The organism is Mesorhizobium comanense (assembly GCF_005503535.1).
GTDB classification, from domain to species: Bacteria; Pseudomonadota; Alphaproteobacteria; order Rhizobiales; family Rhizobiaceae; genus Mesorhizobium; species Mesorhizobium comanense.
Window position 1 is genome coordinate 237,171 of sequence record NZ_SCNN01000008.1, and the last position, 25,683, is coordinate 262,853.

Annotated in this window: 20 protein-coding genes; 11 read left to right on the top strand and 9 right to left on the bottom strand. The window is 64.0% G+C overall.

Annotation, left to right across the window (positions count from 1 at the left end; translation table 11 throughout):
* The first annotated feature begins 97 nt into the window (after positions 1–97).
* The 8 genes from pbpC (at position 98) to FFS37_RS16500 (ending at position 13,565) form a co-directional block, all read left to right on the top strand.
* The gene (gene pbpC / locus FFS37_RS16465; protein ID WP_137932001.1) at positions 98–2,188 is read left to right on the top strand and encodes a penicillin-binding protein 1C; all 2,091 of its coding nucleotides are present in this window, start codon (positions 98–100) and stop codon (positions 2,186–2,188) included.
* A gap of 207 nt (positions 2,189–2,395) precedes the next feature.
* Positions 2,396–3,154, top strand: coding sequence for a M15 family metallopeptidase (locus FFS37_RS16470; protein WP_232375691.1), 759 nt, complete (start codon positions 2,396–2,398; stop codon positions 3,152–3,154).
* A 270-nt stretch (positions 3,155–3,424) separates the two neighbouring features.
* Positions 3,425–8,218 carry an autotransporter outer membrane beta-barrel domain-containing protein gene (locus tag FFS37_RS16475; RefSeq protein ID WP_137932003.1) on the top strand — a complete coding sequence of 1,598 codons (4,794 nt, stop codon included), beginning with the start codon at positions 3,425–3,427 and terminating at the stop codon, positions 8,216–8,218.
* A gap of 141 nt (positions 8,219–8,359) precedes the next feature.
* Positions 8,360–9,454 carry a TIGR03032 family protein gene (locus FFS37_RS16480; RefSeq protein ID WP_171026301.1) on the top strand — a complete coding sequence of 365 codons (1,095 nt, stop codon included), beginning with the start codon at positions 8,360–8,362 and terminating at the stop codon, positions 9,452–9,454.
* A gap of 219 nt (positions 9,455–9,673) precedes the next feature.
* The gene (locus FFS37_RS16485) at positions 9,674–10,702 is read left to right on the top strand and encodes a sulfate ABC transporter substrate-binding protein (protein ID WP_137932005.1); all 1,029 of its coding nucleotides are present in this window, start codon (positions 9,674–9,676) and stop codon (positions 10,700–10,702) included.
* Positions 10,703–10,724: 22 nt separating this feature from the next.
* Positions 10,725–11,576 (top strand): sulfate ABC transporter permease subunit CysT, encoded by an 852-nt coding sequence (gene cysT / locus FFS37_RS16490; RefSeq protein ID WP_137932006.1) that lies wholly within the window; start codon positions 10,725–10,727, stop codon positions 11,574–11,576.
* The gene (gene cysW, locus FFS37_RS16495) at positions 11,569–12,453 is read left to right on the top strand and encodes a sulfate ABC transporter permease subunit CysW (RefSeq protein WP_137932007.1); all 885 of its coding nucleotides are present in this window, start codon (positions 11,569–11,571) and stop codon (positions 12,451–12,453) included. Before cysT ends, cysW begins: the two co-directional genes overlap by 8 nt.
* Before the next feature lie 71 nt (positions 12,454–12,524).
* On the top strand, positions 12,525–13,565 hold the full coding sequence (locus FFS37_RS16500) for a sulfate/molybdate ABC transporter ATP-binding protein (RefSeq protein ID WP_137932008.1): 1,041 nt from the start codon (positions 12,525–12,527) through the stop codon (positions 13,563–13,565).
* Between the two features lie 158 nt (positions 13,566–13,723).
* Here FFS37_RS16500 and FFS37_RS16505 read toward each other — a convergent pair whose 3' ends face one another.
* The gene (locus FFS37_RS16505) at positions 13,724–14,209 is read right to left on the bottom strand and encodes a GNAT family N-acetyltransferase (protein ID WP_137932009.1); all 486 of its coding nucleotides are present in this window, start codon (positions 14,207–14,209) and stop codon (positions 13,724–13,726) included.
* Entirely contained in the window at positions 14,210–14,491 is a 282-nt protein-coding gene (locus FFS37_RS16510) for a type II toxin-antitoxin system TacA family antitoxin (protein ID WP_137932010.1), read from the bottom strand. It lies immediately after the preceding gene.
* Between the two features lie 240 nt (positions 14,492–14,731).
* On the opposite strand from FFS37_RS16510, the gene FFS37_RS16515 reads away from it, so the two are divergent.
* From FFS37_RS16515 to FFS37_RS16525, 3 genes are all read left to right on the top strand, one after another.
* Positions 14,732–15,718 (top strand): sulfate ABC transporter substrate-binding protein, encoded by a 987-nt coding sequence (locus FFS37_RS16515; RefSeq protein WP_137932011.1) that lies wholly within the window; start codon positions 14,732–14,734, stop codon positions 15,716–15,718.
* A 245-nt stretch (positions 15,719–15,963) separates the two neighbouring features.
* On the top strand, positions 15,964–16,413 hold the full coding sequence (locus tag FFS37_RS16520) for an RrF2 family transcriptional regulator (protein WP_013530871.1): 450 nt from the start codon (positions 15,964–15,966) through the stop codon (positions 16,411–16,413).
* Positions 16,414–16,519: 106 nt separating this feature from the next.
* The gene (locus FFS37_RS16525; RefSeq protein ID WP_137932012.1) at positions 16,520–17,671 is read left to right on the top strand and encodes a lysophospholipid acyltransferase family protein; all 1,152 of its coding nucleotides are present in this window, start codon (positions 16,520–16,522) and stop codon (positions 17,669–17,671) included.
* Here FFS37_RS16525 and FFS37_RS16530 read toward each other — a convergent pair.
* From FFS37_RS16530 to FFS37_RS16560, 7 genes are all read right to left on the bottom strand, one after another.
* Positions 17,666–18,214: a gluconokinase gene (locus FFS37_RS16530; protein ID WP_137932013.1), complete on the bottom strand. Its 549-nt coding sequence runs from the start codon at positions 18,212–18,214 to the stop codon at positions 17,666–17,668. The genes FFS37_RS16525 and FFS37_RS16530 overlap by 6 nt on opposite strands.
* Positions 18,215–18,216: 2 nt before the next feature.
* Positions 18,217–19,203 carry an ABC transporter permease gene (locus FFS37_RS16535; protein WP_137932014.1) on the bottom strand — a complete coding sequence of 329 codons (987 nt, stop codon included), beginning with the start codon at positions 19,201–19,203 and terminating at the stop codon, positions 18,217–18,219.
* Positions 19,200–20,180, bottom strand: a complete 981-nt coding sequence (locus FFS37_RS16540) for an ABC transporter permease (RefSeq protein WP_137932015.1) — start codon at positions 20,178–20,180, stop codon at positions 19,200–19,202. The genes FFS37_RS16535 and FFS37_RS16540 overlap by 4 nt, the downstream gene beginning before the upstream one ends.
* Positions 20,177–21,724, bottom strand: a complete 1,548-nt coding sequence (locus FFS37_RS16545) for a sugar ABC transporter ATP-binding protein (RefSeq protein WP_137932016.1) — start codon at positions 21,722–21,724, stop codon at positions 20,177–20,179. The genes FFS37_RS16540 and FFS37_RS16545 overlap by 4 nt, the downstream gene beginning before the upstream one ends.
* Before the next feature lie 73 nt (positions 21,725–21,797).
* The gene (locus tag FFS37_RS16550; protein ID WP_137932017.1) at positions 21,798–22,925 is read right to left on the bottom strand and encodes a sugar ABC transporter substrate-binding protein; all 1,128 of its coding nucleotides are present in this window, start codon (positions 22,923–22,925) and stop codon (positions 21,798–21,800) included.
* Between the two features lie 307 nt (positions 22,926–23,232).
* Positions 23,233–24,261: an HTH-type transcriptional regulator GntR gene (gene gntR, locus FFS37_RS16555; RefSeq protein WP_137932018.1), complete on the bottom strand. Its 1,029-nt coding sequence runs from the start codon at positions 24,259–24,261 to the stop codon at positions 23,233–23,235.
* 154 nt (positions 24,262–24,415) lie between these two features.
* The gene (locus FFS37_RS16560) at positions 24,416–25,588 is read right to left on the bottom strand and encodes an MFS transporter (RefSeq protein ID WP_408631439.1); all 1,173 of its coding nucleotides are present in this window, start codon (positions 25,586–25,588) and stop codon (positions 24,416–24,418) included.
* Positions 25,589–25,683 lie beyond the last annotated feature (95 nt).

The following is a 25,683-nucleotide window of genomic DNA, read 5'->3' on the forward strand; positions in this document are numbered from 1 at the left end:
TGCAACTTTCGACGTTGGCGAAAGCCTCTGCGAAGGCTCCTTTCTCCCCGTCTCCATGCGGGGAGAAATGCCCGGCAGGGCAATGAGGGGCGGCGCCATGCTCTCAAGAAAATTCCTCCGCCGCGCAACCATAACACTGGTGTCCTGCGCCGGCATTCTGGCCCTTTCGGTCGCCTCCCTCTGGGAGCTCGACCGTGCCTTCCCGCCTCCACTTCCTGAAAAGCTGACCGTCTCGACCGAAGTCTGGGATCGCGACGGCCAGCTGCTTCGTGCCTTCGCCACGCCGGACGGTTACTGGCGGCTGGAAACCCGCCTGGACCAGGTCGACAAGCAGTTCGTCGACATGCTTGTCGCCTATGAGGACAAGCGCTTCTGGGATCATGAAGGCGTCGACGTGCTGGCGCTCGGCCGCGCGGCGGGCCAGCTCATCACCAGCGGCCATATCGTCTCCGGCGGCTCGACGCTGTCGATGCAGCTTGCCCGCCTGATCGAACCGCGCGAAAGCCGCAGCATCGGCTCCAAGATCAAGCAGATGCTGCGTGCCATCCAGATCGAGCGGCGGCTGTCCAAGCGCGAGATCCTGGAGCGCTATCTCACGCTGGCGCCTTATGGCGGCAATCTCGAAGGCGTGCGCGCCGCCTCCCTCGCCTATTTCGGCAAGGAGCCAAAGCGGCTGACAGTATCGGAATCAGCCCTGCTCGTGGCCTTGCCGCAACTGCCGGAGAGACGACGGCCCGACCGCAACCTGGAGATCGCGCACGCGGCCCGCGACCGAGTGCTGACCCGCATGGTCTCGTCGGGCCTGATCGGCGAGCGCGAGGCGGCGCGCGCGGCACTTGAAGATGTTTCGGGCCTGCGGCGCACGCTGCCGGCGCTCGCCCCGCATGCATCCTATGCGATGCTGCCCAAGGCCGTTCCGGGCCAACCGCTCAAGCTGACGATCCGCAAGAGTGTCCAGCAGGGTCTCGAACAGGTGGCCAGGGACGCAGCCACCAGGCTCGGGCCGCGGCTCTCCGTCGCCATGGTGCTGGCCGACTCCCGCACCGGCGATATTCTGGGCGAAGTCGGTTCAGCCAATTTCTTCGACTCCAGCCGCTCCGGCTGGATCGACATGACCAAGGTCGTGCGCTCGCCGGGCTCGACGCTGAAACCCTTCATCTACGGCCTCGCCTTCGAGCAGGGACTGGTGGCGCAGGAAACGCTGATTGAGGACAGTCCGGTCGATTTCGGCGGCTACCGGCCGAGGAATTTCGACATGGGCTACCAGGGCGATGTCTCGATCCGCCAGGCGCTGCAACTGTCGCTCAACGTGCCGGCGATCCGGGTGCTCGACGCCGTCGGCCCGGCGCGGCTGACGGCGCGCTTCCGCCAGGCAGGCGTCAACCCGATCCTGCCCGTCAACGAGGCCCCGGGGCTTGCCATCGGCCTCGGCGGCGTCGGCGTGACGCTGCGCGACCTCGTCCAGCTCTATACGGGGCTCGCCAATGGCGGCAAGACGCACACGCTGCACGACGGCACCGAACCGGCCAACGCCGAGACCACAACCGCCACCATCCTCAACGAGCAGGCGAACTGGCAGATCATCGACATCCTGTCGGGCGTGAAGCCGCCCGAAGGCGCCTCGCAGCGCGGCATCGCCTACAAGACCGGGACCTCCTACGGCTACCGCGATGCCTGGTCGGTGGGTTTCGACGGCCGCTACGTGCTGGGCGTCTGGGTCGGCCGGCCCGATGCCGGCGCGGTGCCGGGCCTTTCCGGCTATGTCTCCGCCGCCCCCATCCTGTTCGAGGGTTTTGTCCGTTCGGGGCTGGCGACGGTGCCGCTGCCAGGCAAGCCGTCGGGCGCCTTCACGCCGCGGCGCAACGAATTGCCGGTTACGCTCGCCCGCTTTGGCGCCGGCGCGGACGGCCTGGTGCAGGCGGTGGCGACCGAACCCGCGCCGACCATCATCTTCCCGCCGGACGGCGCCCGCGTCGATCTCGCCACCAACTCGGCCGACGCCTCGCCATTGGTGCTCAAACTGCAAGGCGGCCGCGCGCCATTTCGCTGGCTGGCCAATGGCAAGCCGCTGGTCGGCCTCGATCGCCGCCGCACCGCGACCTGGCTACCCGACGGAGCCGGTTACTCGACGCTGACTGTAATCGATGCGGCGGGACGGGCCGCGAGTGTGAAGGTCTTCGTTCAATAGACCGGTCCAAGTGATTCATCGAACTGGGTTTCGAGGTCCGCGCTAATGGGATACTCGCCCATGCCTGTTCCAAGGCACCTCCCTCTGGCCTGCCGGCCATCTCCCCCGCAAGGGTGGAGATCTGCAGCTTCGGCGCTCCGCTCATTCCTGCAACGATGTAGACTGGCGAAAGCGGCTGTGCGCTCAATCTCCCCCCTTGCGGGGGAGATGGCCGGCAGGCCAGAGAGGGGTGCTTCGCGCAACCTTTTCTCATCGGCAGCCTCAGCACTGGCGGCAACAATCCTTGTCACGGCAATTCCTCTCGCCGCTCTGGCCGACGCCCTGCGTCAGGGCTTCGTCCGCCTCGCCGAAGTCGACGCTTCGATCCGCCAGGACATACGCTACGCCGGCACGGACAACTTCCTCCACCGCAAGGTCAATGGCTATGACGCCCCCGACTGCATCCTCACCCGGCAAGCGGCGTTGGCTCTTGCCGGCGTCCAGAAGGCGATTGCCTCCGAAGGCCTGACATTGGTCGTCTTCGATTGTTACCGCCCTGCCCGCGCCGTCGCCGACATGGGCAACTGGGCCGCCCAGGGCGGACCGTCCGACCCGCAATGGTACCCGAAGGTCGGTCGTGGCGATCTCATCGCCAAGGGCTTTCTCGCCCGCCTGTCGGCGCATTCGCGCGGCTCGACCGTCGATCTCTCCATCGCACGGATCAACGATCGCTCCATCGAGAAGCCTGCCTGCGGCGCCATCGATGCCGATACGCTCGACTTCGGCACCGGCTTCGATTGTTTCGACCCCGCAAGCGAGACGGCGCACCGCCCTCTTGGCAAGCAAGCCGTGTCAAACCGAAAATTGCTGGTCGAGGCCATGCAAGCAGGCGGCTTCAAGAACTATGGCCGCGAATGGTGGCACTTCACACTTGTTGGCGAACCATTCGACGAACAGCGTTTCGACTTTCCTGTCAGCCGCGATTAGAGTTGGGCGTGAGTGGTGATCGCCTGTGTTTGCAAGAGACAAGCTGGCTAAATTGTACCTGTACAACAGTAAATTAGCGGGTTGTTGCATTAATACAACATAATTTATTGATCACTAAAATTCCCACTGCGAATGTAAGACTCAAATTGCATTTTTTTTGTGCAGGCGTACCCCTGTCCAGGGTTGGGAGGGCTTTAAATGGGTTTGTCCGCTGGTTCTGACGCTGCATTTTCGCGCGGCAATGTCCAATCATGTCCAAGGCGCCGCCATTTGCTGCTCCTCGGCACGGCGCTCGGCTCGACGCTGATAGCATTCTCCGCCTCGCCCTCCTTGGCCGCGAATTGCACGCAGCCGGCCTCGCCGTCGCCGATCACGGTCACGGGCGCGGCGACACCGATAGCCTGCACCAACACCGTTCCGCGCACGGCAACCGTGGCCGGCGACAATGCGATCGGCATCGTCACGACCGGAAACGGCAACACCGTCGACATCACCAACAGCGGGCTGCTGACGACGAATTCAACCGCCCTCATCCCCGGCCCCAGCTTCGCGCAGTCGAAAGGCGCACGCGGCATCTATGCCGGAACCAACGGCATCGGCGCCGACATCACTATAAACAACACCGGCGCGATCAACTCCTACAGCGACAGCATAAAGGCGGTCAGCGCCGCCACGAGCGGCCCGGTTTCCAGCAGCGACACGCATATAAGCATCACCAATTCGGGCGCCCTGAACGCCGGCCCCAACGCCGAGGGCATCTTCGCCAACGCCAGCTACGGCTCCAACAATGCGGTGACCATCAACAACAGCGGCGCCATCCAGACCGGCGCCAGTGCCTCGTTGAGCGGCACTTCGTCAGGCATCTTCGCCGATGTCGATGGTGACAATGGCAAGATCAACGTGACCAACAGCGCCGCGATCAGCACGTCGGGCGCAAGTGCCGCCGGCATCTCGGCGATCGCCAGTTACTATCATGGCGACAACAGCAGCATCGTCATCAACAACAAGGCGGCCGGCACGATCACCACCACGGGCGCCAGCGCCTACGGCATCTTCGCCCAGGCCGGCAGCATCAATCCGAACAACTCACCGCCCAATCCCGACAATGGCGGCACCATCAAGATCACCAACGCGGCCACCATCAGCGCGGGCTACACCGGCGTCGCCGGCTTCACCTATGGCAGCGGCGGCAACATCACCATCGACAACAAGGGCAACATCACCTCCGGCACCGGCGGCGCCGACGGATCCGACGGCATCAAGGCGTCCGCCAACAGCGGCAACTCCACCATCACCGTCACCAACAGCGGCAACATCGACACCACCAGCGGCGGCGACAAGTCGGTCGGCATCGAGGCCGTCAATGGTCCCGGCTTCACCGGTTCGAACCTTGCCATCTCCGTCACCAACTCCGGCAACATCACGACTGGCGCTGAGTCCGCCGGCATCAAGGCCGCCTCGACCGGCGACAATGGTTCCGTGACCGTCGACAACAGCGGCGCCATCCAGACCGGCGCCAGCGTTTCGACCATCGGCGGTTCGACCGGCATCTTCGCCGATGCCGACGGCGACAACACCAAGGTCAGCGTCACCAACAACGGCGCCATCAGCACGATCGGCACCAGTGCGGCCGGCATTTCCGCCATTGCCAACTACTATCATGGCAACAATGGCAGCGTCGTCGTCAACAACAAGGCTGGCGGCACCATCACGACAACGGGCAACGAAGCTTACGGCATCTTTGCCCAGGCCGGCAGTATCAACCCGACCAACTCGCCGCCCAATCCCGACAATGGCGGCACCGTCAAGATCACCAATGCGGCCACCATCAGCGCCGGTTATATGGGCGTTGCCGGCTTCACCTATGGCAGCGGCGGCAACATCACCATCGACAACAAGGGCAACATAACCTCCGGCACCGGCGGCGCCAACGGGTCCGACGGCATCAAGGCGTCCGCCAACAGCGGCAACTCCACCATCACCGTCACCAACAGTGGCAACATCGACACCACCAGCGGCGGCGACAAGTCGGTCGGCATCGAGGCCGTCAACGGTCCCGGCTTCACCGGTTCGAACCTTGCCATCTCCGTCACCAACTCCGGCAACATCACGACTGGCGCTGAGTCCGCCGGCATCAAGGCCGCCTCGACCGGTAACAATGGTTCCGTGACCGTCGACAACAGCGGCGCCATCCAGACCGGCGCCAGCGTTTCGACCATCGGTGGTTCGACCGGTATCTTCGCCGATGCCGACGGCGACAACACCAAGGTCAGCGTCACCAACAACGGCGCCATAAGCACGATCGGCACCAGTGCGGCCGGCATCTCGGCGATCGCAAACTACTATCACGGCAACAATGGCAGCGTCGTCGTCAACAACAAGGCCGGTGGCACCATCACGACCACGGGCAACGAAGCCTACGGCATCTTCGCGCAGGCGGGCAGTGTCAACCCGACCAATTCACCGCCCAACCCTGACAATGGCGGCACGGTCAAGATCACCAACGCGGCGACCGTCAGGGCCGGCTATATGGGTGTCGCCGGCTTCACCTATGGCAATGGCGGCAACATCACCATCGACAACAAGGGCGACATCACCTCCGGCACCGGTGGCGCCGGTGGCTCCGACGGCATCAAGGCGTTTATCCACGGCAATGACACGACCATCACGGTCACCAACAGCGGCGACATCGACACCACCGCGGGCGGGCTGAAATCGGTCGGCATTCAGGCCCTTGGCGGCAGTGCGTCCACCAACTCCAATGTGAATATCTCAATCACCAACTCGGGCGACATCCGGACCGCTCAGAATTCCGTCGGCATTTTTGGCAACGCGGGCGGTCTCGATGCCGTCGTCACAATCGACAACAGCGGCCGTATCGAGACCGGGGCCAGCACGTCGACTTCTGGCGGATCGAGCGGCATCTTTGCCGATGTCGACGGCGAGAATGGCCAGGTCAACGTCACCAACAACGGCGCGATCGTGACGACCGGCCTCACCGCCGCCGGCATTTCCGCAATCGCCAATTACTACAATGGCAACAACGGCAGCATCGTCATCAACAACAAGGCTGGCGGCGTGATCACGACAACCGGCAGCGATGCATCCGGCATCTCGGCCATAGCCGGCAGTTTGAACGCGGTCGGCACCGGCCCCAACAGCAACGACAACGGCACCATCGACATCACCAATGCCGCCCGGGTCAATGCAGGCGGCAAGGGCATTGCCGCTTATACCTACGGTTCCAACGGCACCATTACCGTCAACAACAAAGGCGATGTCTATTCGGCAAATGAGGAAGGCATCTACGCCAAGACAAACGGCGCCGACGCCACGATCATCATCACCAATGACAGTGATGTTTACGGCAAGACTGCCGGCATCAGGGCCGATTCCATCGGCGGGTCCACCATCAATGTCGGCACGTCGGGCTATGTCGGCGCCGACAACTATCTCGCCATCAAGTCCATGGCCGGGACGGCTCAGATCAACGACAACGGCATCATTGCCGGCCGCGTCGAATTGAGCGACGCCGGCAATGTCATGAACATCAACGACAAGGGCGTCTTCCGGGCCTTCACCGACAGCAAATTCGGCGCCGGCAATGACACGCTCTACAATTCCGGCATCGTCAACGCGTCAGGCAGCTATTTCGGGTCTGCACCAAACACGGTCAGCATCACCGGCCTTGAGAATTTCGTCAACGGCAGCCTTGGTTCCGGCCGAGGCATGACAACGATGATCGACGGCGTGGTCGGCGACAAGCTCACCACCTCCGGCAACTTCACCGGCCGGGGCAATTCCAAGCTCGGTGTCGACACAAACTTTGCGAACAACACTTCGGACACGCTGACGATCGGCGGCAACTCCTACGGCCACACCAATCTGGTGGTGAACGTCACCGCGATCGCGCCCGGCGTGCCGACCGCGACCTTCATCCCGGTCGTCACCGTCACCGGCACGACGTCGGACAGCAATTTCGACGTCCCCGCCCCGGTCAACGCCGGTCTCTTCGCCTACGACCTGTTCCTGCAGGGCAACCAGCATGGCCTGCGCTATGTCGGCCTCGGCAACGCCGCCTTCGAACTGCCCGCCGGCATCACCGGCGCGCAGGATGTGTGGGAGGACACCACCGGCTTCTGGCAGGACCGCATGGCCGACCTGCGCAGCGACGCCACCGGCACCCACAATGCCGACATGCCGGAAGAACATCTCGCCGCCCGCATGGGCGGTGTGTGGGCCCGCGCGATGGGCGACTGGTCGAGCCGCGACGCCGATACCAGCTATACCGATCCGATCTCGCAGCAGACGGAAACGCTCAATCTCGACCGCAGGCAGCGCACCGGCGCCTTCCTCGGCGGCATCGACATGGGCCTGCAGGGCGTGGCCGGCGGCGACATGCTGTTCGGCGTCATGGCCGGCTATGTCACCTCCACGCTCGACTTCACGGCGACCGGCGACAGCTGGACCTACAAGGGCGGCACGGTCGGCGCTTATGCCACCTACATCAATGGCGGCTTCTACCTCGATGGCCTCGTCAAGGCGGACTTCCTCAACGTCGACATCAACGACGGCCAGGGCGCCATCGGCGACAAGGCGAGCACCAACGCCACCAATATCGGCGTGCGCCTCGACACCGGCTACCGCGTCGGCATGGGCTGGGGCTTCATAGAGCCGCAGGCCAGCCTGCAATGGGTCCACACCAATATGGACTCGGTCTCGATCTTCGGCGGCGCCGTCGACTTCCAGAACGGCAGCAGCGGCCGCGCCAAGATCGGCGTGCGCGTCGGCACCGACTTGCAGATGAACGGCTTGACCGTGACACCCGACCTGACGCTGAGCGTGTGGAACCACTTCGGCAGCACCAACTCCGTCAACATCGACTTCCCCGGCAATGCCTTCTCGGCGACCGACAGCGCCGGCAACGGCACGTTTGGTGAAGTCGGCGTCGGCGTGAATGTAGCGAGCGCCAACAACTGGTCCGGCGTGGTGCGCGGCAGTGTCCGCTTCGGCGACCACTACAGCGCCGGTTCCATCGGCGCGTCCGTCCGCTACGGCTGGTAGCCGGTCAGGTCCTGGCTGAAATGCTTGCGCCGGCCCTCGTGGCCGGCGTAGTCATGACCAGGACAATTTCGGGAAAACGTTGAGCAGTTGCCGTTCAGGGCTATGTCAGACAAAGCTCTGAAGTCCATCCATGGAGCGAGCGTGAACACACCCAAGGCCGCCGACGAAGCCACCGCAAACCCGGCGCAGGCGGAGCCGGCCGAGCAGCAGACCAATGTCTCGCTGTCGCGCGGCTTCATCGCCTGGCTGGAGACGGCGAACTGTTCCCTGGCCTTCACCTCCTACCAGACCGGACAATTGTTCCTCGTCGGCCTGACCGCCGACAAGAAGGCCTCGATCCACCAGACCAGCTTCACCAGGGCCATGGGCGTCACCATTGCCGGCCAGCGCATCATCCTGGCTTCCGACATCGCGGTGTGGCGGCTGGAGAACATTCTTGGGCCCGGCCAGGTCGCCAACAATGTCTACGACCGCATGTATGTGCCCCGCGCGGCCTCCTACACGGGAGACCTCGACATTCACGAGCTGGCGGTGCGCGAGGACGGCCAGATCGTCTTCATCAACACCAAGTTCTCGTGCCTGGCGACGCTCAGCCCGACGCATTCCTTCCGGCCGCTATGGAAGCCTTCCTTCATCAGCAAGCTTGTGCCGGAGGACCGCTGCCACCTCAATGGCCTCGCCATGCAGAACGGGCGCGCCCGCTATGTCAGCGCCATCAGCCGCTCGGACTCGGTCAGCGGCTGGCGCGACCGCCGCTGGGAAGGCGGCATGATCATCGATATCACCGAGGATAAGGTCGTGGTCGACGACCTGTCGATGCCGCACTCGCCGCGCGTCCATGACGGCGCGCTGTGGGTGCTGGATTCCGGCCGCGGCTTCCTGGTGCGCATCGATCCGAAGACCGGCGAGAAGCAGAACATAGCCTTCTGCCCCGGCTTCCTGCGCGGCCTGAGCTTCCACGGCCGCTTTGCCATGGTCACCACGTCGCTGCCGCGCGACGGCCTGTTCAAGGACCTGCCGCTCCAGGCCAATCTCGAGGCGCGCGACGCCGAGCCGCGTTGCGCGCTCTACATCATCGACCTGCACACCGGCGGCATCGCCGAATGGATCGAGCTCAAGGGACATATCACCGAGCTGTTCGACATTTCAGTCATTCCCGCCTGCCGCTGCCCCTCCTCGGTGCCGCTCAACAGCCCCAACATGGCCTCGCTGATCACCATAGACAGCGAAGCCTGAGCGGCCAGCAGCCGCCTCCCACCACAACGCCTGCCCCCGGCGGGCCCTCGGCCTGAGTGAACCGCGGGCAAATTTGCCCCGGGCGCAAGGGAGGAAGAAATTTCTCATCGGAGCCAAATGCCGTCGAAGATTTTCTTCGAAGGGGCAAAAAAGGCAACATTCAATGCATCTTATTTCTATCAATTCGCTAGATTTGGCGCGGGTTCAACGGAGGCAGAAATGACCAAACCTCATTTCCGGAAACTGCTCGGCGCGCTGGTCGCCACATCTGTCCAGTTCGGCACGCTCGGTTTCGCGTTCGCCGACACCACCATCCTCAACGTGTCCTACGATCCGACGCGCGAGCTCTACAAGGCCTATGACGAGGCCTTCGCCGCGCACTGGAAGGCCGAGACCGGCGAGACGGTGACGATCCAGCAGTCGCATGGCGGATCGGGCGCGCAGGCGCGTGCCGTGATCGACGGCCTCGACGCCGATGTGGTGACGCTGGCGCTCGAGGGCGACATCAACGCCATCGTCTCCAAGTCGAAGAAGATCAACCCCGACTGGCGCACGAAATTCGAAAACAATTCAGCGCCTTACACCTCCACGATCATCTTTCTCGTGCGCAAGGGCAACCCCAAGGGCATCCATGACTGGGGCGATCTCGTCAAGGACGGCGTCCAGGTGATCACGCCCAACCCCAAGACGTCAGGTGGCGCGCGCTGGAACTATCTGGCCGCCTGGGCCTACGCCAATGCCAATGACGGCGGCGACGAGGCCAAGACCAAGGAGTTCGTCGGCAAGCTCTACGCCAATGCCCCGGTGCTCGACACCGGCGCGCGCGGCTCGACCGTCACCTTCGCGCAAAAAGGCCTCGGCGACGTGCTGATCGCCTGGGAGAACGACGCCTATCTGGCGCTCGACGAATTCGGCGCCGACAATTTCGACATCATCTATCCGCCGACCTCCATCCTGGCCGAGCCGCCGGTCGCCGTGGTCGATGCCAACGTCGACGCCAGGGGCACGCGCAAGGTGGCCGAGGCCTATCTGAACTACCTTTATTCCAAGGAAGGCCAGACCATCATCGCCAAGAACCACTACCGGCCGTCCAAGCCCGAACTGGTGCCGGCCGAGGATCTCGCCAAGCTGCCGCCGATCAAGCTGATCACCATCGACGATCCGCTTTTCGGCGGCTGGAAGAAGGCACAGCCTTATCATTTCGGCGACGGTGGTATATTCGACCAGATCTACAAGCCGGCCCAGTAAGCTAAACCTAGATCAGGACGACATGACCACAGCACCCGCGCAGGCGGGGTGGCGATTCAGACAGCCGAGCGTCATTCCGGGTTTCGGATTGACGCTCGGCTTCTCGCTTGCCTACCTCACCCTCATCATCCTCATCCCGCTGTCCGGGCTGATCTGGCGTTCGGCCTCGCTTGGCTGGGTCGATTTCTGGGCCATTGCCTCGGATCGCCGCACGATCAACGCGCTCCAGATCAGCTTCGGCACCGCTTTCATCGCGGCTGCCGTCAATGTCGTCTTCGGCACGCTCGTCGCCTGGGTGCTGGTGCGCTACCGTTTTCCCGGCCGGCGCATCGTCGATGCCATGGTCGACCTGCCTTTCGCGCTGCCGACGGCTGTGGCCGGCATAGCGCTCACCACGCTCTACGCGCCGAATGGCTGGATCGGCAAACTGCTGATGCCGCTTGGGCTGAAGGTCGCCTACACACCGCTCGGCATCGTCATCGCGCTGATTTTCATCGGCCTGCCCTTCGTCGTGCGCACCGTGCAGCCGATCATGGAAGAGATCGACAAGGAAGTGGAGGAAGCAGCCGCCACGCTCGGCGCGAGCCGCTTCCAGATCATCACCCGCATCCTGTTTCCGGGACTGGCGCCGGCCATCATCACCGGCTTTTCGCTCGCCTTCGCGCGCGGTGTCGGCGAATACGGCTCGGTCATCTTCATCGCCGGCAATCTGCCTTACAAATCCGAGATCGCGCCATTGCTCATCGTCATCCGGCTCGAGGAATACAATTACCCCGCGGCAACCGCGATCGCGGCAATCATGCTGGCGCTGTCGTTCCTCATGCTGTTGATCGTCAATCTGGTGCAGACATGGAGCCGCAAGCGCTATGGCTGACCCCGAGATCAAGTCCTGGGAACCGCATCACGACAGCAAATCGGCGGCGGTGACCGAAAGCCGGCCGGCGCAGGCCGTGCTGATGGCGATCGTCTTCGTCTTCCTCGCCGTTTTCCTGTTGCTGCCGCTGATCATCGTCTTCAAGGAAGCCTTCGCCAAGGGCATCGGCACCTATCTGCAATCGCTTGGTGACGCCGACACCCGTTCCGCGATCCGGCTGACCCTGCTTGTCGCGGCGATCTCCGTGCCGCTCAACATCGTCTTCGGCATTTCCGCCGCCTGGGCGATCGCCAAGTTCGAATTCAAGGGCAAGGCCTTCCTCACCACGCTGATCGACCTGCCCTTCTCGGTCTCACCCGTCATTTCGGGTTTGGTCTATGTTCTTCTGTTCGGCGCCCAGGGCCTGCTCGGCGAGTGGCTGAAGGCGCATGGCATCCAGATCCTGTTCGCCGTGCCCGGCATTGTGCTCGCCACAGTCTTCGTCACCTTCCCCTTCGTTGCTCGCGAACTGATCCCGCTGATGCAGGAACAGGGCAATGGCGACGAGGAAGCCGCGCTTTCGCTCGGCGCCAATGGCTGGCAGACCTTCTGGTATGTGACGCTGCCCAACGTTAAATGGGGCCTGCTCTATGGCGTCCTGCTCTGCAACGCGCGCGCCATGGGCGAGTTCGGCGCGGTCTCCGTGGTGTCAGGCCATATCAGGGGCCTGACCAACACCATGCCGCTGCACGTCGAAATCCTCTACAACGAATACAACGCCGTCGGCGCTTTCACCGTTGCCTCCTTGCTTGCCGGACTGGCGCTTGTCACGCTGGTCTTGAAAACACTGCTCGAGATGCGCTACGGCGCCGAACTCGCCGCGACGCGCGGACACTAATGCATGTCGCCCAAAAGTGGAGACCGGTTTTTGGGGACAACGACATGCATGCACTAAAAAAGGTTCTTTAGATGGAAGTTCGCGTTGCCAATGTCCGCAAGGAGTTCGAGCGCTTTCCGGCGCTCCACGATGTCTCGCTCGACATCAAATCCGGCGAGCTGATCGCGCTGCTGGGGCCATCCGGTTCCGGCAAGACGACGCTGCTGCGGCTGATCGCCGGGCTGGAACGGCCGACGCGCGGGAAAATCTTCTTCGGCGACGAGGACGCCTCGCAGAAGTCGATCCAGGAGCGCAATGTCGGCTTCGTCTTCCAGCACTACGCCCTGTTCCGGCACATGACGGTGGCCGACAATATCGGCTTCGGCCTTAAGGTTCGGCACGGAGCTTCGCGGCCGCCGGCGGCAGAAATCCGCCGCCGCGCTTCGGAGCTTCTCGACCTCGTCCAGCTTTCCGGTCTCGAAAAGCGCTATCCCGCGCAGCTCTCCGGCGGCCAGCGCCAACGCGTGGCGCTGGCGCGCGCCATGGCGATCGAACCCAAGGTGCTGTTGCTCGACGAGCCGTTCGGCGCGCTCGACGCGCAAGTGCGCCGGGAATTGCGCCGCTGGCTGCGGGAAATCCATGACGCCACCGGCCACACCACCGTCTTCGTCACCCATGACCAGGAAGAGGCGCTGGAGCTTGCCGACCGCGTCGTGGTGATGAGCCAGGGCCGCATCGAGCAGGTCGGCACCGCCGACGATATCTACGACACGCCGAACTCACCCTTCGTCTACGGTTTCATCGGCGAATCCAGCTCGCTTCCGGTAAAGATCGAGAATGGCGAGATCTGGCTCGCAGACCGTCCGATCGGATTGCAGGCACCGCACGCACCGTCGGGCGACGCGACATTGTATTTCCGCCCCCACGATGTCGAATTGCTGGAGGGCTGCAGCGGCTGCATCGCCGGCACGGTCGCCGCCAGCCGCCGCGTCGCGGGCACGCGCCGCGTCGAACTGGAGATCGGCGGCGAACGCCAGCGGGTCGAGATCGAGCTGCCCGTCGACCATCCTGCGGCGCAGAAAAGCCGCGTCGCTTTCCGCCCTGGGCGCTGGAAACTGTTTCCGGCGGCCTGATCCTCGGCTCAATGGCTGGCAGCCGGATCGTTGATCTCGGAAAGTGTTCTTCAATGGCAAGAGGTGCCGGCCTTTGGCCACCGGGCGAGCAACGCACCGAGGCCAAGGTTGCGGACCTGGTTCGATCATCAGACGATCGCTTTCGAGACTGACATCGCCTACCCCTTCACCAAGCCCTTCAAAGATAGGACCAGGATCATCGGGTTCTTCGGAGAGGCCGCGAAGCCGTAGTGCTCATAAAAGGCTTTCGCCTCATCCGATATGGCGTGAACAAAAATGCCACGAATTCCCAGGATCGTCGCGGCGTGGCCGGCGCGCCATACGGCATCTTGCAGCAGCGCAACGCCCAGCCCCTTTCCTTGCCAGCCTGCATCCACAGCAAGACGCCCAAGTACGACCATCGGGATGGGATCCGGCATATTCCGACGGATGGGGCCAGGCGCCGCGGCAAGATCAAGCCCACCCGAAGACAGGCAGCAGTAACCGACAACGCGCTCGCCTTCCGCGGCTACATAAGTCCGGGATGCGCCACTTACCTGGTTGGCCCGTGCCCGGCGGCGAAGCCATTGGTCGAGGCTTTCATTCCCGCTCTGGAAAAGCTCGAGATCGTGGTTCTCGGCCAGGGGCATGGGCTTTGACAGCATTCAGTCCTGCCATGGCTTGGGCGCGTTCATCAGGCGCGCAAAAGCTTCCCCGCTCGGCGCTTCGTCAAGGATGTCGAGATAGTGCCGATAGCTCTCGGCATCCACCTTGATCAGGGTTTGGTCGAGTAGCGTGTCTTCAGCCGCGCGGTAGGCCGCGTCTATCATGAAGTCGGAGCGGGTTTTCCCGCGTATTTTCGCGGCGCGGTCAATCAGTACGCGCATGTCCTCTCGGATGCGCAGATTGACAGGCTTGGCATGGGTCTCAGGTGCGGCCTTTGTCATGCAGGACTCCTTTTCGGCATGATAGCACCTTGCATACACAATGTGTATCTATTTATCGGAAGGGACCGACGGCAACGGCCAGACAAAGTGACAGCACTTGAAAGAAAATCCTACGATCCGCCTGTTCTGGCAACGATTTTTCCAGCAACGAGCGCGACGCCCTTGAACCCATGCCTCGCCCTGCCCCATGCGCCACGGCTATGGTCGCAACCATAACCGCATTGCATCCGGAGCCTTTTCATGAAGCGATTTTTCCTCGGCGTCGCAGCCGTCGCCGGCCTGTTCCTCGCATCCTCCCAAGCTTGGTCGGCCGACAAGCTGCTGAATGCCTCCTATGATGTTGGCCGCGAGTTGTTCGTTGAGGTCAACAAGGCTTTCATCGAGAAGCATCCGGGCGTGACCATCGACCAGTCGCATGCCGGCACCTCGGCTCAGGCCCGCGCCATCGCCGAAGGGCTTGGCGCGGACGTCGTCACCTTCAACCAGGTCACTGACGTCGATTTCCTGGTCAAGAAGGGCCTCGTCTCCGCCGACTGGCAGAAGGATTTCCCCGACAACGCCTCGCCCTTCTATTCGCTGCCGTCCTTCCTGGTGCGCGCCGGCAATCCCAAGCACATCAAGGACTGGGGCGATCTGGTGCGCGATGATGTTCAGGTGATCTTCCCCAACCCGAAAACCTCGGGCAATGCGCGCTATACCTATCTGGCGGCCACCGCCTACGCCAAGGAAGCCTTCAAGGGCGACGACGCCAAGGTGAAGGAGTTCATCACCAAGCTGTTCAACAACGTGCCGATCTTCGACACCGGCGGGCGCGCCGCGACCACCACCTTCGTGCAGCGCGAGATCGGCGACGTGCTGATCACCTTCGAATCCGAGACGCGCGGCATCCGCAGGGAATATGGCGACGACAAGTTCGAGCAGGTCACACCCTCGGTCAGCCTGCTCGCCGAATTCCCGGTGGCGATCGTCGACAAGGTCGCCGACGAACACGGCACGCGCGATCTCGCCAAGACCTATCTCGACTTCCTTTACACGCCCGAGGGCCAGGACATCCTCGCCCAGAACGGCAACCGGGTGCGTGACGCGGCGGTAGCCGCCAAGTACAAGGCGGAGTTCCCCGAGGTGCGGCTGCTGACGGTCGAAGACGTCTTCGGCGGCTGGGACAAGATCCAGAAAGAGCATTTCGCCGCCGGCGGCCTGCTCGACCAGGCTTACGGCAGCCGGTAAAGCTCCGCCCGACATCGGACAGATCAAGGAAGCCGGCAAAGAGCCGGCTTCTTTGTTTTTGCCGCCGGGCACGGGAAGCGGGGCTTGCCGGGTAAAACGTTACGAAGAATCAACGCGTTTGTGCCTAACGTGCCATGGGCGGCCTTGTTTTCGCGAAACATCGTCAGGCAGTGCAATCGTCATCATTTGCACACAAACAGCCCCCAGATGCGGGTTGATTGGGGCTTCAACGGGCTGACTCGGGTATGCTGACAAAAAAAGGCAAATACGGCCTCAAGGCCTTGGTGCACCTTTCCGGTCTTCCGGCTGGCCAACTGGCCTTCGTCAACGACATCGCCGTCGCCAACAACATTCCCAAGAAGTTCCTCGACGCCATTCTTGGCGAATTGCGCAATGCCGGCTTCGTCCAGAGCCGCAAGGGCAAGGAGGGCGGCTATCGCCTCGCCCGCCCTGCCTCCGAGATCAAGATCGGCCACGTCGTGCGCGTGCTCGACGGGCCGCTGGCGCCGATCCCCTGTGCCAGCCGCACGCAATATCAGCGCTGCGAGGATTGCGACGAAGCGACGTGCCAGGTCCGGCACATGATGCTGGAAGTCCGCCAGGCCATCGCCGAGGTGCTCGACAACCGCAGCCTCGCCGCCATGCGTGATGCCGACAACGACGATTTTCCGGTCGAACTGACCTCCCAGATATAGGTCGGCCACCACCGGTACGGCCTTCATCGCCCACCATCGCCGGATTGCGTGAAGCGTTCAGGCACATTAAAGCGGTTGGCAACAGGAACATCTGGATGCCCGCTGGATGAGGCTGCTGAAGTTCGCGAGACCCTCCAGAACCGTGCGCAGGCCGTCCGCGGCCGCCAGTTTCCAGACTGAAATCATCGCCGACATCCCCGTGCCGGAAAGGTCCGAGGATGTGCGTTTCTTCAGCCGCAAGGTGGTCCGCCCCGGCAGGAAGCGCCGGTTCTCGAACCAGGATCCGCGCGAAACCCTGCTGGCTGTCTTCTATCTCGCCGTGGCGGCCTTGTTGCCGGTGCGCTGGTGGCCATCGGTCTGCCTGCACATGTCCAGGATCGATCTCAAGCGTCATATGCGCAAGGAGTTTGCGCTCTACGCCGATGCCATGCGGTCGGTCCTTGGCGATAGCATCGATGCGCGTGGGCTTTTCGAGGCGCTGCTTGCCGCGCGCCACAGACGCCGGCTGCAGATCGCGGCGCATCTGGTCGCCGCCCGCTGGTCGCCTGCCATCTCCCTGGAAGGACTTGACGGGTTGCAGGCAGCCCTGCGGCGCGGCAACGGCGCCATCATCTGGTGCGATCAGTTCACGGCCCAAACCATTATCGGCAAACGCGCGCTGCACGAGGCCGGCATCGAGGCGCATCAGGTCAGCGTCGACACCCACGGCGTTTCGGAATCCGCATTCGGGGTGCGTTTTCTGAACCCGCCCATGGTCAATGTCGAGAACAGGTTCCTGAAAAGCCGGATCGTCTTCGACCGCGAAGATGCTTACCGGGTCACCATCCGCATCCAGAAGATACTGAAGGCCAATGGCGTCGTGTTGATGACCAACACGATCCACGCGGGTTCGACCTTCACCGAGGTTGCGCTCGGCGAACGCGGCTGGGCGCACCTTGCGTCGGCGCCGGCGAATTTCGCCGCCAGGAGCAAGGCGGCGCTGTTTGCGATGTCGACCTTCGAGACCAGTCCGTGCCGCGAATACCGGGCCGTCCTCGGCCCGGAACTGCTGCCGGCCGAGGCGGACATGGCCAGGGATGGGGCAAGGGACGGAGCCAAGAACATGACGCTCCAGGCACGCTACATCCTGCTCAAGCGCGACCGGTTGCTCGAAGCGCTCAAGCTGTTTCCCGAACAGATGCTTAGCTGGTCCGGCAGCCAAAGGCTGACGGAGGGCAAGGGAGATACTGCCATGGCGGGCGACGAAACCGGCTCATGAAGCCGCCAGCGCCCGCACCGCCTCCGCCACGATATCGGCGACGGGACGCGTGGCATCGAGCGTCAACGCCCGCTCGTCCGCTGCTGGAGGCTCCAGGATGGCGAACTGGCTGTCGACCAGGCTTGCCGGCATGAAATGGCCTTTCCGGCTGGCGACCCGCTGCCTGGCCGCCGCCGGCTCGATCTCCAGATAGAGGAAGACGATGTCATCGCGGAAGCCGCGCAACCGATCGCGATAGCCGCGCTTCAGTGCCGAGCAGGCGGCGACCACGCCCTGCCCTTCCCCGGCCAATGCCGCGATACGCGCACCGATCGCATCGAGCCATCCTTCCCGCAATTGATCGGTGAGCGGTTCGCCGCGCGCCATGCGGGCGACGTTCTCTGGCGGATGGAGACGATCCCCTTCGATGAAGACGGCGCCCAGCGCGGCCGCGAGCCTGGCGCCGACCGCCGACTTGCCGCAGCCGGCGACCCCCATCACCACAATCGCCGGTGGCTTCGAACTCGAAGCGGCAGCCGGCGCAAGCGCCGCGTCCTCGTCCATCGTCAGCGACTTGCCGGGGCGCGGCCGTAGAGCAGCAGCATGGCGACGATGACGACGCCGTAGATGATCTGCCGCCCCGCCTCCGGCATCTGCATGACCGACAGGATGGACTGCAGCAGCGTGATCAGGATCACGCCGGCGACGGTGCCGAGATAGGAACCGCGCCCGCCGAGGATGGACGTGCCGCCAAGCACCACGGCCGCGATCGACGGCAGGAGGTAGGCGTCGCCCATCGACTGCGCCGCCTTGGACGCGTAGCCGGCCAGGAGCACGCCGCCGAAGGCGGAGAGCCCGCCCGAAACGGCAAAGGCGATCATCACCACGCGCCTTGTGTCGATGCCGGAGAGATAGGCCGCCCGTTCGCGGTTGCCGATGCCGTAGACGGCACGGCCGAAGCCGGTGCGGGTCAGCACGAACACCATCGCCGCGCCGATCAGCGCCCAGATGATGACCGAATTGGGCACCCCCGGAATGGCAAAGCCGGTGGCCAGGTAGCGCATGGCGCCGGTCGCTGAATCCTGTGGCGAGAAGCCGCCGGTGTAGACCACCATCAGCCCTTGCGCGACGGCGTTGGTGGCGAGCGTGATGATCATCGAGGGAATGCGCAGATAGGCGACGCCGATGCCGTTGACGATGCCGATCAGCACGCCGCAGAAGATGCCGAACGGAATGGCGAGTGCCACGCCAACTGGACCGTAGGCGGCCGCCGCGCACGCCATCATGGCGCCCGCCGCCACCGACCATGGCACCGACAGGTCGATCTGGCCGAGCAGGATGACCAGCATCATGCCGGTGGCGATGACGCCGAGGAACGAGGCCACCTTGAGCTGCTGCAGCAGATACTCAGGCGACAGGAAGCTTCTGGAATAGAGACTGCCGAGGAACAGCAGCAGCACGATGCAGGCGAAAGCCGTCAGCACCGCCGGATCGGCGCGGCGGATGAATTTGGGCAAACGGCCGGTAATACCGCCCAATGTCGTTTCGCTCACAGGAACCACTCCAGCCGGTTGCGGACCCGAAACAAGGCAAAGGCGCCGAGGCTGACGGCGACCAGCAGGATAACGCCCTGGAACAAGGGCTGCCAGAGCGGGTCGAAGTCGAACACGAACAACAGGTCGCCGATGGTGCGGAAGGCGAGCGCGCCGAAAATGGCGCCGATGGCGCTGCCCTTGCCGCCAAACAGCGAGACGCCGCCCAGCACCACCGCGGCGATCGAAAACAGCGTGTAGGAGTTGCCGCTCGCATAGGCCGCTTCGCCCGTGTAGGTGAAGAACGTCAGGAACAGGCCGCCGATCGAGGCCAGCAGCCCGGCCAGCGTATAGGCCGCGAATTTGCCGCGCCGTATCGGCACACCCGACATGTAGGCTGCCGTTTCCGAAGAGCCCGCCGCATACGCCGCGCGGCCGAGCACCGAGCGGCTGAACGGCACCCAGATGACCAGGACGATGGCGAGCAGCACCACGAGGCTCGCCGGCACCACGCTGAACACGCGGCCCGTCAGCGCGTCGGCCAGGTCCTCATTGACCGAACCGCCGGGAAACGGACGCAGCAACAGGCCGATACCGTAGTAGACCGCCCCGGTGGCGATGGTGGCGACGATCGGCTGCAGCCGTCCGTAGATGACGATGGCCCCGTTGATGGCGCCGCAGAGCAGGCCGATGGCCAGCACCGCAACGACGCCGAGCGCCGTTTGCGTCGGCGTGCCCACCACCAGCCAGGAAGCCAGGCAATTGGTGAGGAGAAAAATCATGCCGACCGACAGGTCGATGCCGGCGGTGATCACCACCAGGGTCTGCGCCATGGCGACGAAGGCGAGCAGCACGCCCTTGTTCGCCGCCGTCTGCACCACATTGGCGGTGAAGCCCGCCGGATGGTTGGAGGTGTAGATGACGAACATGACGATGAAGATGCCGAGCGCCAGCAGCGTTCCGCGCTGCTCGGCCAGCCAGTAGCGCCAATCTTTCACGCGCTTGCTCCCAGGCCCACCGGGCTCTCCTCGCCATGGATATTGAGCGCGCTCGATATCAGCGCCCGCTCGGTGATCTCGGCGCCGACCAGCTCGCGCTTGACCGCCCCGTCATAGAGCACCAGCACCCGGTCGCAGCAGCCGATCAGTTCGTCATAGTCGGTCGAATAAAACAGGATCGCCGCCCCCGCATCCGCCAGCTTGCGCATCAGTTGGTAGATCTCCTGCTTGGTGCCGACATCGATGCCGCGCGTCGGATCGTTGAGCAGGATGATACGCGGCTGGCGCATCAGCCATTTGGCGATGACCACCTTCTGCTGGTTGCCGCCCGACAGCGCGCCGACCGGAATGTCGAGGCCGGCCGTCTTGATCGCCAGAAGGCTGACCATGTCGTCGATGAGACGCTGTTCGGCGGCGCGGTCGATGATCCCGCCCTTCGCCAGCCGGTCGAGCGCGGCGAAGGACAGGTTCTCGCGCACCGTCATCGGCAGCATCAGCCCTTCGGTCTTGCGGTCTTCGGGGATGAGCGCCATGCCGATGCCGTCCTTGCGGGCCGCCGCTGGGCTGCTGATCGCCACCGGCTTGCCGTCGATCAGCACCTCGCCCGAAAGACCGCGCAGCACGCCGAAGAAGGCAAGCAGCAATTCACGCTGGCCCTGGCCGTCGAGACCGCCGAGACCGACCACCTCGCCTGCCCTGACCGTCAGCGAGATGTTGTCGAGCCGGTCGGCCCAGGACAGCTTGCGCGCTTCGAGCCTGGGAGCGGCGCCGGATGGCGCCGCCGCAGGCTTGGGCGGAAAGATATGGCTGTATTCGCGGCCGATCATCAACTCGACCACCTCATTGTCGCTCTTCGAGCCGGCCTCGTAGCTGGCGACGTTGCGGCCGTTGCGGAACACCGTGCACTGGTCGGCGAGCTCGGCGATCTCGTTCATGCGATGCGAGATGTAGAGCAGCGCCAATCCTTCCGAGCGCAACCGCTTCAGCACGCCGAATATCTTGGAGACATCCGTCGCGGTCAGCGCCGACGTCGCTTCGTCCAGGATGAGGATGCGCGGCTTGCGGGCGAGCGCCTTGGCGATCTCGACCATCTGCCTCCTTGAAAGCGGAAGATCCTTGACCAGCGCCAGCGGGTGGATGTCGTCGGCCCCGGCGCGCGCCAGGGCGTCTTCGGCGATGCGCCGCTGCGCCCGGCGGTCGATCATGCCGAAGCGCTTGGGCGGATCGGAAATGACGATGTTGTCGGCGACGCTGAGTTCCGGGATCAGCGACAGCTCCTGGAAGATGCAGACGATGCCGGCCTTGTTCGCCGCCCCGGGAGAAGCGAAGCTCACCTCGCGGCCGTCGAGCGTCATGCGGCCTTCGTCGGGCGCCACCACGCCCGACATGATCTTGATGAGCGTCGACTTGCCGGCGCCGTTTTCGCCTAGGATGGCGTGGATGCTGCCGGCCTCGACAGACAACTCCGCCTTCTCCAGCGCCCGCACGCCGCCATAGCGTTTGGATATGCCTTCCATGCGCAAGAGCGGAACCGCAGAGTTCATCGACCCTCCAGGGCAGTTACAGGACTGAACGCTGGCGCCGCGGCCCGCCGCGGCGCCAGGCGATGGCCAGCGATTACTGGTTCTCCTTGGTCTGCCCCATGATTTCCTGGGCGCTGAAATTGATGCCGCAGGTCGGGAAAGAATTGCCGACGAAGAAATTGTCGGATTCCTTGGGGAAGTAGTCCGTGCCTTCCTTCATGTTGGGATCCGTGGCGACCGCCAGCGGCAGCTTCACCTCCTGCGGCACCACCTCGCCTTCAAGCGCCGCGATCGCGGTCTTGATGGCGACGGCGACCTGGGCCGGGCCGGAACCGGCGGAGGTGCATTTCAGGCCATCGGCCGAATGCGCCGCGCAGAACTTGCGGAAGCCGTTCTCGGTCTCACCGCCGAACGGCACGAAGGGATGCTTGGCGTCGATCATCGCCTGGACGATGCCGGTGTCGCCGCCCTGTCCGGTGATGCCGTCGAAGGGACCGTTGGTGGCGATCGCGTCGGCCGTCACCTTCTGCGCCACACCGTCATCCCATTTGCCGGCGACCTCGGTCACGTCCCACTTCTTGCCGGAAGCGTCGAGCACTTCGTGGATGCCGTTGTGGCGGTCCGTGTCGACGGAGGTGCCGGCAACGCCGCGCACTTCGAGGATCTTGCCGCCATTCGGCACCTTCTCGACCAGCCACTTGGCCCACAATTCGCCAAGGCCCTTCTGGTCGACATTGACGTTGATGGCATCCTTGGTGTCGAGGATGTTGTCGAAGGCGACCAGCACGATGCCGGCTTCCTTGGCGCGCTTGATGACCGGGCCGAAAGCGGTCGGGTTCTGCGCGTCGGTGACGATGGCGTCATAGCCGGAATCGATGAAGTTGTTGATCGCCGAGATCTGCGCCGGCACGTCCTCGCCGGTCGACACGACCTTGAATTCCTTGATCTTGGCCTTGACGTCGGGCTGCGCGGCATACGCCTTGGCCGTCTGCACCATCTGGATGCGCCAGGTGTTGGCGATATAACCATTGGCGAAGGCGATGCGGAACGGACCTTCCTTCTTGGGATATTTGAAGAACTTCGTGTCGGCGCCCCAAGGGGCGAAACAGTCCGCCTGGGCGGCGGGACCGGATACGATTTCCGGACCGGCGGCCATGGCGGCCGAACTGAGCATGGCGAATGCGCTGGCGGCAACAATGCCGCCGACAAGTGACTTGATCATCGATAATCCTCCCGATTGCAGTGCTGATTTGTCGGTTCAGTTTTATGCAATTTCCGCGTCTCGGGCCGGCCCCCTCCGCCTTGTCCGATAACGCCTGCCAGGTGCCGAAGACCTCCGCGATCCCTCCCCTTGCCGTCCCCGCAGCGCAGCGAAAAGTTATCATATTATCCATAATAAACAAGCATGAGCTGTTGCTTATGTATAATAAACAGCCGCGTATCCCTGCCGGATTTGTGCCTTGCGCAATGTTGGTAGCGCTACCACAGCCGGCTGTAAACCGGCATTCGCACAGTCGCCTCTGCGTGTTTCAACGTGCGGTGCTTTCGCGCCGCATGAGCTCGAAGCCGAGATCGACGATCCGCTCGACCGGCCTGTTGCCGCCAATCGCGGCCAGCGCCATGGCCACCGCGCGGCGGCCGATCTCGTAGCGGTGGGTGCGGATGCTGGTGATCGAGGGGAACGACACCTGCATCATGTCGAGATCGTTGAAGCCGACGATGCCGATCTGCCTGGGCACGTCGATCGAAGCGCGGTGGCACTCGAACAAGACGCCGAGCGCGATATCGTCATTGTTGCAGAAGACGCCGTCGAGTGTCGGCATCTTGGCCAGTGCGTCTCGCAGCAACTCGCGGCCCAGCGAAACACTGGACAGCATTGGCGTGGTCGTGATCAGGCGCGGGTCGAACAAACCAGCGGCCTCCATCGCCGCGCGATAGCCCGCAAGCCGACGCTGCGATCGCGGATCCATCCGGGCGCCGATAAATCCGATCTTGCGGTATCCGACCTCCAGGAGATGCCGGGTGGCCGCCCTGCCGCTGTCGAAATGCGAGAAGCCGACCAGCATGTCTACCGGGTCGGGACAGGTCTCCATGATCTGCACCACCGGGCAGCCGGCGTTTTCCAACAGGCGTCGCGAGGTGGCCGTCTGGTCTATTCCCGCCACGATCAGCGCGGCAGGCCGCTGCGATCCGAACAGTTGCAGCAGCCGCTCTTCTTCCATGCCGGAATAATGCGTGTGGCCAAGCTGGATGCGGAACGGACTGTCGGAAAGATTGTCGTAGATGCCGCGCACCACCTCCGCGAAGACATTGTTGGTCAGCGAGGGCACCAGCACTCCGAAGACCTCGGCCCGCGCCGAGGCGAGCGCGCGGGCATTGGGATCGGGCACGTAACCGAGTTCGTCCACCGCCGCCTGGATCTGCCGCCGCAAATCCTCCGAGACCCGCCCGGGCTCGCGCAGGGCACGCGACACGGTGATGGCGCCGACGCCGGCCTTGCGCGCGACATCGGCAATGGTCGGCCGGCCGCCGCCCCGGCGCGAGCGCGGCTTGGTCAAGACGTTGCCCCCCACGCCTCGTGACCGAAGCGCGCCCGCAATACGATGATCCCAGCTGTTGCCATCCCGCCCGCCTGTTGCCGCACCCCCAAGCCTCTGGGGTCGCGCAGCGCCTGCCCGTTGTCAAGCCGAGCGGCTGAAGGCCGTCCCTGACTCAGGCGGCCGCGACGGCCCGGTGCCTCGCCTTCCACATGAACAGGCCGATCGCCAGTATGTTCAGGAGGTTCCAGGCGATGCCGTTGAGGAAGGCGGCGGCATAGGAGCCGGTCAGGTCATAGATCCAGCCGGACATCCAGCCGCCGATCGCCATGCCGAAGATCGTCGCCATCATGACGATGCCGATGCGCTGGCCGGCCTCCTTGGCGGGCAGGTATTCGCGCACGATGATCGCATAGCAGGGCACGATGCCGCCTTGCGACAGGCCGAACACCAGCGACACGACGTAGAGCGAGGCGAGCCCGTCGAACGGGATGTAGAACAGCAACGACAGGCATTGCAGCACCGAGCCGATGATCAAGGTTTTCACACCGCCGATGCGGTCGGCGACAAAACCCGAGGCAATCCGGCTGACGACACCCGCCGCCATCATGATGGACAGCATGTCGGCGCCGTGCGCCATGCCGTAGCCGAGATCCATGCAGTAGGCCACGATATGCACCTGCGGCATCGACATCGCCACGCAGCAGCCGAGGCCAGCGACGACCAGCAGCGTCTGCAGCGCTGCCGGCGACATCGCGATCGGCTGTACCGGACGGCTTCCCGGCGAGCCGGCCGCCGCCGCGTCCGGCGCACGCCGCCGCAACAGCAGCACCAGTGGCACCATGGTGACCAGGCAGAAAATGCCTATGGCGGCATAGGTGAAGCGCCAGCCTTCCGCCTCGATCAGCTTCGGCATGATGGTCGGCCAGAACGCGCCGGCGAGATAGTTGCCGGCAGCCGCTCCCGTGACCGCGACGCCGCGCCGGCGGTTGAACCAATGCGAGATGTCGGCGATCAGCGGTCCGAAGATCACCGACGTGCCGAGGCCGATCAGCACCCCCTGGGCAAGCGTGAACTGCAGGATCGATGTCGACAGCGCCGCCAGCAGAAGCCCGGCGGAGAGCGCGATCGAAGAGACCAGCGCCGGGATCCAGTAACCCATGCGGTCGATGGCGCGGCCGACCAGCACGTTGCCGGCGGCGAAGCCCACCATGGTCGCGGTATAGGGCATGGAGGCGGCGGCGCGGTCGACGCCGAACTCGGCCTGCACGGCCGGCAGCACCACGACGACGGCCCACATGCCGACCGCGCCGATCGTTGCCAGCAGCATCGAGATGGCCAGCCGCATCCAGGCGTAGGAGCTGTCGATGCCGGGGTTTTGCCGGCCGATATCGGTTCGGGTCAAAGGCGTTTCCTGCCGGTGGTCTCGATAATCGGCCGCCG